This is a genomic window from Chryseobacterium salivictor, from assembly GCF_004359195.1.
Lineage (GTDB): Bacteria > Bacteroidota > Bacteroidia > Flavobacteriales > Weeksellaceae > Kaistella > Kaistella salivictor.
On sequence record NZ_CP037954.1, the window covers coordinates 369633 to 381109 of the forward strand.

The following is an 11477-nucleotide window of genomic DNA, read 5'->3' on the forward strand; positions in this document are numbered from 1 at the left end:
AAAACAGATTGCATGAGTTGAGAAAAGCTTTAACTTTTTAAAAATAAGGCGTCTATTTTTTTGAGACAAATATTTTAAACCCTTATGACAAATCAATTTAAAATAGATCTAAACAAACTTTAAGAGCCGGTATAAATTTCACTCTAACTGATTTTAATATTTTTTCAACGTTTAAGTACGTGGTTTCCGATCTTCAAATTTATATTTTTTCTTCAACCGGTCTTTCTTTTACCCTTCTCCGGCTTTTGCTTTAATTTTAAATCTAAACCAACGCTACATCAAAACCTTTTTAAAAACGCCGGCTATCCTCGCCCGGTCAGAATCGGACAAATTAGATCCTGATGGCAAACACAGCCCGTTATTAAATAATTTTTCTGATAAATCAGAACCAAAAAAAGCCGCATTTCTGAATACCGGCTGCAGATGCATCGGCTTCCAGATAGGGCGGGTTTCTATCTCTTCTTCTGTAAATTTCTCCATCAGTTCTGCCCTGGTAATTCCGAGTTCCGGAGAAAGACAAGCCACACTGAGCCAATGGTTGGAGAAATAATCTGCGGTGGGCTCTGTATGCAAAGTTACTGACAGGTGATCCTGAAACAGCTCCTGATAAAACCGGTGATTGGCGCGCCGCTGTTGAATCCGCTCCTCCAGCATCTCCATCTGCCCTCTGCCAATTCCCGCACATACATTACTCATGCGGTAATTGTACCCTATACTCGTATGCTCATAATGGGGAGCATTGTCTTTGGCTTGGGTTGCCAGGAAAACCGCTTTATCTTTAAACTCTTTATTTTTTACCGTTAGGCACCCTCCAACGGAAGTCGTAATAATTTTATTGCCATTAAAACTAATCACTGAAAGATCTCCGAAAGTGCCGCATTTCTGATTTTTATAACTGCTTCCCAGAGCCTCTGCGCTATCCTCAATAACCGGGATATCATACCGCTTGCTCAGCGCACTGATCTCCTCTGCTTTGTAGGGCATTCCGTATAAATTGACGGTGATAATGGCTTTGGGTTTTTTCCCTTTAGAAATCCCGAATTTAATGGCATCCTCTACGGCATTGGGACAAAGGTTCCAGGTGTCTTTTTCGCTGTCCACAAAAACAGGATGAGCACCCATGTAAATAATAGGATTGGCAGACGCTGAAAAGGTTAAGCTTTGGCAAATCACAAAATCACCTGTTTCTACGCCTAATAAAATAAGGGACAGGTGCAGGGCGGCAGTACCGGAGCTCAAGGCCGCGACATGCACCCCTTCGCCCAAATAGGTTTCCAGATCATTTTCCAGACCGTTGACATTTGGTCCCAGAGGAGCGATCCAGTTTTCATCGAATGCCTGCTGAATATATTTCATCTCGCCTCCACCCATGTGCGGTGAAGAAAGCCATATTTTTTTATCCATTATTTTCTGCTCCAACAAATCTAACAATTCTTCCGGGATTTCCTACCACTACTGCATAATCGGGAACATCCTGCAGCACGACAGCACCAGCACCGATAACGGCATTTTTTCCAATGGTAATGCCTTGAATAATATTAGCTCCCAGACCGACATGCGCTCCTTTTTTAATGAGAATATTTCCCGCCAGAGCGGCTTTAGGCGAAATATGTACAAAGTCTTCAATCACACATTCATGTTCGATAACACTCGCGGTATTGATGATACAGTGTTTGCCAATCTTCACTTCGGCATTGATGCAGACATTGGGCATAATCACCGTACCTTCTCCCACTTCCGTAAAGCGGGAAACATAAGCGCTGTAATGCTGCATAATTTCAAACCGGCACCACTCTTTTATCTGATGATAAATTACCTCTCTCACTTTGTTATCCCCTATTGCAATGATGACCTCTTTATTTTGAAGCAGCGCCTGGGTGGGTTTAAAAATTTCGAGATGATGCGGAAAATGATCAGGCGGATGATCATCCACCAGATACTCTAACAGTTGATTATTCGAAAGAATAAGGTCATAAATAACTTTTGCCTGTCCTCTGGCACCGTATAAAATCATGCTGCATTTCCTTTAAAAGCGTCCATAGTCATATAATTATTCACATTGACGCCATGTCTTCTCACTACTTTTGACAGGGTAATCCAAACGATCTGGGCATCTAGCCCCGGAGATATTTTATCGACGTATTCTACATCAAACCTGAATTTTTCTTCCCATGACAATGCATTTCGCCCATTAACCTGTGCCCAGCCGGTTATCCCGGGTTTAACATCGTGCCTCCTTTTCTGTTCTTCATTGTACAGATGCAGATATTCAGGTAAGAGCGGTCTGGGTCCTATCAGACTCATTTCGCCTTTCAGAACATTGATTAATTGCGGGAGCTCATCCAACGATGTTTTCCGTATCGCTTTTCCGATGAAGGTTAAACGCTCGTAATCGGAGAGCAAAATACCGTTTTCACACACCTTATCATTCATGGTTTTGAATTTGATGATGTGAAAAATAGCGCCGTCTTTACCAGGTCTTTTCTGCACAAAAAATGCACTTCCTTTATTATTAAAGAATAACACAACGGTTATTACGATAAATAAAGGGCTCACTACCAGTAATGCGCAACTGGCAATAGAGCGGTCCAAAATTGGTTTTAGAACATTTCGATACATGTAAAGGATGCTAAAGCGTCAACTTTCGTTAACACTTTTATGGGTTATTGGTTAAGTAGTTTTTTTTCTTGCGTAGGGTATAAACAATGATGCCTACGGCGGTAACGGCGAGTGCGGGAAGGCAATCGTCAATGGGGGTAGGATCACCAACATTACCACCACCAGAATCACCAGGGGTATCTGTGGTAGCAGTATTTCCTGCTGGTTCAATAGCAGTCTTTGATCCGAAAGCACTGTGTTCTTTCTCAGATTCTTCGAATGGATTGGCAGTACCCTGTGCAAAATACAAGGTACCGAGCAGTAAAATAAATATATAAAACGTTTTTTTCATTATAGTGTTTGGCAAATATATTAATTCAATCTTAAAGATACCTATTTTATAAGCTAATTTTTTATTATTTTGTTGATAATAAGGCAATCTTATTGATTAATACCTAAAATAGATCTTTAGATTAAAATCATTACGAAACCTCGCTCAATCTCTACATTCAGCGTTTCGCGAAAAAGCCTTTTTTGTTCTTAAAATCATATTTTTTATCTATACTTTACAAAAGTAAACAATGATACCCTAAATTTCACAAAAAGCTATTAACTAACCCTATCATTTTTTCCCTTTTTCACTTCCTATTCAAGATAAATCAGACCTCACTACTATTATCAGAAATTAAGAATTGAAAAAGCAACGTCTGTGGACATTGCTTTTTTATAATCATTGGTTGTGAGTCTCTTAGCGCAGTATTTTCTTAATTACAACTGCACCATTACAAACAATTTTCAGCACATATATTCCGTTGACCAGCGAAGCGGCAGGTAGGCGGACTTCTTTCTGATTAGGTATTGAGCTGTTTATCAATCTTCCCGCTGCATCATAAACCTCTAAAGCGGTAATTATCTTGCTTTGTGATTTTATGACAAAATCATCACCGTTTTTGTAAACAGCAAGGTTCTCTTTTATATTTGAGTCAGTTGCCAAAACCGTTTCCGGTTGGTAAATAATTTCGAATCTACCTGTACTTTCTCCTGCGTTAGTTTCAAAAGTGTAATTACCTGCACTTAAGTTGGTGATGATTCCCGCTTGCTTATCTTTTAAGTAGATATTTTGTCCATTAGCGAAGATGCCTTCGGTAGTGTCAAGTTCAATTTTATACTGGCCGGCCTCGAAATGCCTGCTGCCCAGCGGAACAGAATCACTGTTGCTAAAGGAACTGCGTCCGTTGATGGTAACGTTACGATCCTCCACGACCGAGTACAGTTCATCAGAGCCTCCTAGAGAGGTTGAGTCGTCCCTGGTAAAACCGTTATTTCCACCTTCAAAATATACGACAGCGATATTGGAAGCAACATTTTTTGGCGTAATCATATTCAGCCAGTAGCGGTCTACCGGCGGACGGTTTCCTCTTTTACCAAAGAAAGCAGTGCCGGTTTCTTTGGTCCGAATGGTATTATTAAAGATCAGTTGCTGGTTGGCCACACTGGTCTTGACCATAAAGCCCTGTCCGACTTTTACGCTTTCCGTTGGCACTGCAGTACCAGCCAGTCCATGATCACCAACGGCTGCCCGGGTGCCCGTTCCAACTTCAGGCGGAGTTACCGCATTGAAAACCGCATAAGCCTGACTTCCGTACTGATCGCCCATTTGCACCGTCTGGCTGTTTGCACGGTTGTCCCACAGATTAAAAGTAGGGCTTAATGTCCCCCCTGTTTTATTGAGGTTATAAAAAGTAATAAGATCAATGTTTGACGGATAGGGATTTCCGACTAAGTTATATCCACGGTTTATATTGGCAGTTCCCGAGTTCACGATACTGTAAGTAAAAGCGCCGTTCGTAGGATATCCGGTAAAAGTAGCCGTTACGGTAGCCGGTGTCCCCGGAACCCCTGTTTTATTGGGTTCTTTTACGGCAAGAGCACGCCCTTTGATGTATGCACCGCTGGAGTTGTAGAAAAAGTTATTCGCCTCATTATGGTACAGCACATAATCAATCCCCGGATAGATATTCTTTAAAGACTGACCTTCCACCGGAGAAATAAGATAGTTATACTGCTGTCTTCCGCCTGACAGGTTAATAATTCGCCTGGCCGTAATGGAACCGGTGTTGATGGCATTACCTTCGTTGACCTGGAGAAGATTACCATCGGATTCTATAATGACATCTGTGGGAGCCCCAAAATTGGCGAAACTGTCCTGCACTTTAAGTGATGAATCTTTACTGATGGTCAGTTTTCCTCCTCTTTCTACGTAAACTTCTTTTGCAAATCCAGTAATACCGGCAGCAATTGTAACCGGAGTTTTAATGTACACACAGTCATTAATCGTGGGCACCAAACCTATCGGTTTCCAGGTGCTTTCAACCCAGTTTTGCCCGGGAACATTCCATATTTTGTTTTTATTTTCTATGGTTACGATACCAGTGGCGGTACCCCCATTAGTAAGAGATGCATAGGCATTGATAACCCAGCCGGCAGTATCTTCTTTCTGTTGCAATGAAGGTTTCATATATACCGTTGTTACTTTACTGCCTTCTACATAAGGTACTGTAGCAGACGCATCGGTGTACACGTCTATGGGCTCACTTGGAGTCCAGGAAAAGGAAGTACTTAAAGGCTTTACCCCGAACAGTTCAATATCATCAATAGCCACCCCGTCTCTGTAGTTTGCATAATAACGTATTCTGAATCTAAACTTGGAAGTTTTAAACTGCGACACATTGATGCTCTTTTGGACGAACTGAGTTCCATACCCTACGTCTTTCGTAATTTTTTCGACTTCTGTCCAGACGTCCCCTCCGTCTGTGTTCACTTCAATAGCGACATAATCATTCTCGTCCAACACCTCATCATTTAAATACTTGGAATAATACATCCTGAAAGACAACGTAAGACTCAAATAATCCAGTGTATTTCTTTCAGGAGAGACCAGTACGTTATTGATAATGCTACTACCTACATCTGAGGTGGCCATTGCAAATTTATTTCCCGAAGGGCCAGAAGCCACAGCAGGAAACCAGACTTTTTCTTTAGGGGTATAGGTACTGGTTCGAATTTGCCACTCTGTTTTTGGATCAATTGTGGTTCCGTTTTTAACCAAATTTGTAGAGGTAAAACCACCCCACCCATTCTCAAAACCTTCGTCAATCAGGTAATTGGTTTCATTCTGTCCGCTGGCAGAAATTTTAATGATGGAATTACTTCCACAAGTGGTGGGAGTGTCTGGAGTAAAACTGATTACAGGAACCGGTCTCACGGTCGCCCTTATCGGTACACGCACCAAAGATTCGCAGGTGCCATTCCAGGCTGCGACATAATACACGGTAGTAGAACTTACCGCAGGTGCCCAAGTAGAGGCTCCTTCCACTACAGGAGTGGTCGCTTTCAGCGTGCCTCCGGTAAGAGCATCATACCACCGCAGCTCTGTGGAAGATGAAGACGTGGTTGCTTCCAAGGGAACTGTCCCAGCTCCAAAACGTATTCCTCCAACAACTGACTTCACCATGGCTTCACAGTTTGCGATCACGGTGAATGAATAATCTTCGGTTTCGCCGGCATAGTTGATATTTCCACAAGGACCAAAACTATTAGAACCATCCTTACTGTTCATCCTTATGCGAATTGTATATTCGCCAGGAGAGGCAGTGGTTGGGATAACAAAGCCAAATGTTGTGGAAACAATAGGGGTACCGTTTGAAGTGTACACTTGTTCTGTGGGATCATCAAATTTGCCATCCCGGTTCCAATCTACCCACGCCTTAACCATTCCATGCGCAAAATTCTCTACATACAGATTTACTCCGTTGCCCTGTGCCTGAACGCTTTTTACGGGATTACCTGTGAAATCCTGATAGCCAGCTGGAGTTGATGAAAAGGTGGAAGACTGAGAAGTATCCTGTAAAGTTCCGATAAACTTCACCATCTTGATATAATTGGTACTTTCATTTCCTGAAGTTACACCTGCCGCACAATACTGAGTAGTATAGCTTACAACGGATGAATAGGAAGTAAACCCCGAAACAGTACAGGAAACCTGTCGGCGGTAATAGGCAATTCCCGGGGTTGCTTTTGCCGTTATATTTGCCGTGGCACCGGTTGCACCCGGAATATTGATCCATGGTCCACCCGAACTGTCTGCGGTCTGCCATTGGTGAGAAAGCCCTGAGGTTGTGTCATCACCCGCTACCATTGCAGTGAACGCCGAAGATGGCAGCCCGACCGAAGGACTTAGTACGGCAGTTCCACCAGCAGGTGTACCTGAACATGATGGAAGGGCAATTGGTCTTAATGCTAATAATATACCAGCACTTTGTTGCCTATTAGCCAACTTCGCTGTCCCAGTTCCTGTCTTTCCTGCCGTTGCTTTAACCGCCCAGGCAGCTCCAATAGAAACCGTACTTTGTAAATTATATAATTCAGTTAAATTTCCAGGTGATGTTGCTGTTTTCCAATCAGACCACTGTGAACTAACTGAACCTCCAAGCATAATTATAGCTGCATGGTCTGTAACGGTTGTTATTTCAGTTGCAGTGACTGTAGAACTATTAGTAGTAACATTTAGTGTTCCTGGTTTTACATCAAAGGGGCTACTCTTATCAACCCCTAAAAAAGCAATTATTGCACCTGCTGATCTGTCAACATTTGCACTTAAATTAAAAGTAAAATTTTCTGGTTCTGCTCCTTCAGCTATTTTGTACAAAACAGCCACTCTTACGTTAGATCCTCCTCCAAGATTAACCCCATTAATTAATGGTGTCCAATCTGTACAGGTAGGGTCTGAAAGAGTAGCAGTTGTTCCCCTTTGTGTGATGTTTACGATCATTAGGTCTCCCTCGACAACACCAACCGGCTTGGCTATAGTAAGTGTTTTGGCTGTAGTAGCAGTGGCTTCAGTAGCAATTCCCCGCTGTGCAATCTGTGCGTGTATGTTCGAAAACCCTAAAAGCGTAAAAAGCAACATTAGAACAATGGCGGCTTTATTTTTTAGAATGGACCGCGTTCCGAAGAGCATACAAAAACAGCGAAAACTTTTTTGCAGTACATCAAATTCTTTTAACGGGTTTAGGCACAGAAACGTGAAGCCGTTCCGCATTGTAGTAATCAAATGAATTTCCATATAAAAAATGTGAGTATTTATTTTTTATATTTCATCATCGTGTGTAATAATTGATAAATATATAAATATATATTTATCAATCATAATAAATATCTTTTTTATGAAAATCAGCACAAAAAAAAACCGTAAGCAACTTTATAGAATTCGTTGATTCTATTCGGATTCAGTGCAAAAAAAACCATTCTTAGAGTTGCTTGTTTTGAAATACACCAATATATCAACAAAAAAAGCCGAAATATTAATTCGGCTTTTTTTTAAAGAAAACAATGTTTATCTGATTACTTTTTTTACGGTCACCTCGTTTCCCTGACTGATCTTTAAAATATAAACACCACGCATAAGGTACTGCGAAGAAATCACCGCTTTCGTATTGTCGGGCTTCGTCTTATAAACCATCCTACCAGCTGCGTCATAAACTTCAACGTCGGAGATTTTTCTGGTTTGCGCTTTGATGATAAAATCCTCTGCTTCTCTGTACACCACCAATTCCTCTTTGAGCGTTGAATAAGTAACCAAAACAGTTTCAGGCTTATAAATAATTTCAAACCGACCGGTACTTTCACCTGCGTTGGCGGAAAAAGTATACGTTCCCTGACTGAGGTTGGTGATGGTTCCGGTCTGTCTGTCTTTCAGATAAATGGTTTGTCCATTGCCAAAAATACCTTCCGCTTCATCAATACCAATAGTATAACTGCCACTGACAAAATGCTGCGTTCCCAATGGAACAACCGCAGTGTTTTCAAAACGGCTTCTGCCGTCGATGGCAATGCGCTCGCCTTCTACAAGGGTATAAAGAGCATCTGACCCGCCCATGGTTCTGGAATCTTCCGGGCCGAAAAGATTGTTGCCGGCGGCATAATGTACCACTGCAGCCGTAGAAGTAACCCCCGAAGGAGAAGTCATCTGAAGCCAATAGCGGTCATCTTGTGTGGCAGAACCTCCTTTTCCCAGAAAGTCAACTGATGCTGCTTCACTTGTTCTGATGCTGTTATTGAATTTAAAATTATAGTTAGAGATCAAAGATCTGGTCATAAAACCCTGCCCTACTTTTACAATATTTGTTGGTTTCTTAATGCCTTTGATATTTCCAGCAAGTGATCCTGCTGCGTAAGTTCCAGTTCCATTATTTCCGGTTAATGCATTGTAAATTGCGTAAGCCTCCCCTTTATAGTTATTACCCTCCTGCACAAAGATATCATTAGCATTATTATCCCAGAAGTAGAAAGTGGGGCTGATATTTGGAGAGGTAGTTTGTGGAGCACTCGTTTTACCACCATTAATATCGTACAATTTTTGTAAATCGATATTAGAAGGATAAGGATTTCCGATCAGATTATAACCCAATGCAGTCTCTGCTGTATTACTGTTCGTAATGGGTAAAGTGATTGTTCCGTTTTGCGGAACGCCTTTATAGTTTGCAGTAATTGTTTTAGCACCATCACTTCCTGGTGGTTCTTTCAATGCCAAACCTCTTCCCGGAATATTAACTCCCGTAGAATTATAAAACTTATTATTGGTTTCGTTATGATAAAGTACAGAAGTAGCAGCTCCCGGATAAATATCTTTAAAAGTACCTCCGCCAGCAAAAGCAACTGGTGCCCCCAAGTAATTGTACTGGTTTCTTGCTGCTCCTACTTTGATGTTGCGTTGTACAGTGATGTTGCCAGCATTGATTGCACCATCAATGATTTGGATTAAGTTTCCGTCGGATTCGATGATCACATTGTCTGTATTTCCTAAATTGCGTATAAAATCTACTACTTTTACAGAATTACCCTCAGTGATGGTAAGTTTTTTACCTGCATTGACCGTACAACTACAGGCATCAAAAGATCCTTGCTGTGAAGTGTTATAATCTGCATTAATGATCGCATGGCGGTGGTTTCCTTCGGAAGGGACACCATCAGACCAAGTGACTCCATTATAAGATGTAGAACGATCTACTGATATTACAAATTCTCGGCTGGATGTAACTGCTAATAATGTTGAGTTAACAGTTAATTTAAATTTATAATCCCCTGGAAAAGTTAACGTTCCGATGTTCACATTTTGAGCTGTTGTAGATGAAAATGTATAGCCAGACATCGGTGGAGGGCTTACCAAATCCCATCGATATGTTAAAGTTCCCACACTACCCAAAATATATTTTATGATCGAACCGTAAAATTGTATCTCTTTATTGTCCTTAAGACAAACGGCAGATGGATTCGTCAAAGGAAGAGCTGCAAAGTTGGTTCCGCCTGCATTATTTACCTGTTCAAAACTACCCATTGTATTATTCCCACCATTACAAGAACTATAGGGTTTAGTTCCACCAATATATAAATTTTGCGAACCCGTACAATTAGCTATTGGTTGTAAACCTTTTGGGAAAGAGCATGCAGCAGATGTCAAATTTATTAAAGTTATCAAACAATTTTGTGGTAAATACAAGTTGGTAGGATTATCTGACCAAAAAATGGAACCACCATCTATTAAAACTTCCTGCAAAGTATTTCCAAAATGAACATCATTTTGTTTCAACAAAACCATACGTCCATTGACCACAAGCTTCCCGATATTATTATACGTGAAACTATTATTCTTGCCAACATCTACAGTAATCTCATGACAACCTACTATGGTAACCGTTGAGGTTGTAGTTCCAGCTGGTAAAGTGGCAACACCCGGATAGCCAGAAGTTACACTTGTCCAAATCACCGATGGGGTTACTTGGGTACAAACCTCCCAAGTTCCTGGTGTATTCCAGTTTCCTGTATTTTTTGATCTAAAATCTCCCACGTTTTGGGCTTTAAGTATCTGAAAAGAAAGCAGGATGAAAAGCAGGAGGCATGCTCCCAAAAAGGTAATTTTTTTCATCGTTCATGTTTTTTGTGTCATTGTAAAAATAGACTTAAAAACAAAGAAAACAAAGGTGAAAACACCCATATCATGAAAGTATTTAATAATAATATACACTATTATCCATTTACTATTTCAGGCTAAAAAAAACATAAAAACAATAGGTTAGTCCGGTCAAAACGCATTAAAAAATTACACCCTTGTAAAAGTTTAGTATAACAAAGCATGTAAAAATTTGTCTTTCTTCAATGAACTTAAGAACCTGTTTAAATTTCATCAAAATTAATTTCCCCCACCCTTACTTCGGCTTCGCTCAGCATAAAAAAGGGAGTAATTCCGATGAAATTTCCAGAGAATCTTCCCACCTTTTAGGGTTGGGGAAAAGAAAAATTCTTTGAAAATTTGATTTTTGAATAATTTTTAAACAGCCTCTAAGCGTCGTGGTTTTATTTAAGGGTTTGAAAAAATTTAAGAAATCTTAGTCTGCTCTTGCGGTACAACTTCATTAAACGCAAGGCTAAACAAAAGAAAGTAAAAACGGTATTCGATTAAGAAAAACAAAGGCACTCCGATAATTAAAGAAATACAACGGATTGAATTTTAATGCATTAAAAAATAATTCCGTACTTTTACACTGATGATTTGTTAAATGACCAATAGCTTTGAACATCTCCAATTTTGGAAGCCTTCAACGACAGGATGAATCATTAAAAAAACAAGTCAACGAATTAGAAATTGACAGTTCATTCAATACACAGCCACCATCTCAATCTGCAGGTCAGCATACAGTCAGCATACGGTACGGGTTGCTATCAGGTTGGGTACAGTAGAATACGTACCTGTTGATGGGAGGTACCCGGATTGCCTTCTGCCGGAAAGGTGAAAATCTGCCGAAAATAACCAACAACCCGAT

General features: G+C 40.6%; 6 protein-coding genes. All 6 read right to left on the reverse strand.

Translation table 11 applies throughout. The features are described 5' to 3' along the window. Positions 1-273: 273 nt before the first annotated feature. Entirely contained in the window at positions 274-1404 is a 1131-nt protein-coding gene (locus NBC122_RS01815; protein WP_133438735.1) for a DegT/DnrJ/EryC1/StrS family aminotransferase, read from the reverse strand. Then, on the reverse strand, positions 1397-2014 hold the full coding sequence (locus NBC122_RS01820) for an acetyltransferase (RefSeq protein ID WP_133438736.1): 618 nt from the start codon (positions 2012-2014) through the stop codon (positions 1397-1399). Before NBC122_RS01820 ends, NBC122_RS01815 begins: the two co-directional genes overlap by 8 nt. Continuing rightward, positions 2011-2619, reverse strand: coding sequence for a sugar transferase (locus tag NBC122_RS01825; RefSeq protein WP_133438737.1), 609 nt, complete (start codon positions 2617-2619; stop codon positions 2011-2013). Before NBC122_RS01825 ends, NBC122_RS01820 begins: the two co-directional genes overlap by 4 nt. 37 nt (positions 2620-2656) lie before the next feature. Further along, complete coding sequence (locus NBC122_RS01830) at positions 2657-3037, reverse strand: hypothetical protein (RefSeq protein ID WP_133438738.1); 381 nt, start codon at positions 3035-3037, stop codon at positions 2657-2659. Positions 3038-3346: 309 nt separating this feature from the next. Beyond that, positions 3347-7618: a GEVED domain-containing protein gene (locus tag NBC122_RS01835; protein ID WP_165983178.1), complete on the reverse strand. Its 4272-nt coding sequence runs from the start codon at positions 7616-7618 to the stop codon at positions 3347-3349. A gap of 375 nt (positions 7619-7993) precedes the next feature. After that, complete coding sequence (locus NBC122_RS01840; RefSeq protein WP_133438740.1) at positions 7994-10582, reverse strand: T9SS type A sorting domain-containing protein; 2589 nt, start codon at positions 10580-10582, stop codon at positions 7994-7996. Between the last annotated feature and the right edge of the window lie 895 nt (positions 10583-11477).